The organism is Parendozoicomonas verongulae (genome assembly GCF_009711465.1).
Lineage (GTDB): Bacteria > Pseudomonadota > Gammaproteobacteria > Pseudomonadales > Endozoicomonadaceae > Sansalvadorimonas > Sansalvadorimonas verongulae.
This window is the reverse complement of the sequence record NZ_SMME01000300.1, coordinates 1-515: the sequence shown is the minus strand read 5'-3', so window position 1 is coordinate 515 and position 515 is coordinate 1. Positions and strand designations below refer to the sequence as shown.

General features: G+C 48.0%; 1 protein-coding gene. It reads right to left on the bottom strand.

What is annotated here, in order from left to right:
- Positions 1-281: hypothetical protein (locus tag E1189_RS24395; protein ID WP_230459850.1), on the bottom strand; the 281-nt coding region annotated here is incomplete at its 3' end.
- Positions 282-515: the final 234 nt, after the last annotated feature.

Sequence of the window (515 nt, the reverse complement as noted above, 5' to 3'; positions counted from 1 at the left end):
TGGATGCGTTTGTGGGTGGTGAGATTACCGAATGAAGTGAAAGCCTTGGTACACCCGTCAAGGTCACAGACAAAGGGTTTGCCCCCTGTGTGAACTTTTAGCGTGTACATACCATAGAAATCTGCAGGCCTGTCATCGTCAGTTTGAACCTGAAGCTTTCTGTAATACTCACGTACCCCGGCATTTAAATGCGTAAGCCTGGAAGGAAGCAGCTCTCGCGAAGGAAGGGGAGAGCAGTGGATGTGAGGGGAAGTTTCCTCACCTGAAGATACATGACACATATTTGCCTTATCCCTGATCCATGTGTGGCACCTGTTTCAACGGCCAGATGCTGTGCAGGTATTGAGGCTGTGAGAGTTAATCCGGTTTTTTGCTTTTCCCCCCGGCAATACACGAGATGGTGTCTGGTTGTCCTGTCAATGACGCAGGATGTTGTTTTATGAGGATGGATATGTGCGCCGTCTTTAGTTTGTAGAGCAATTTTTCCTGTAGAGATCACATCAAGTGGTCGTGAT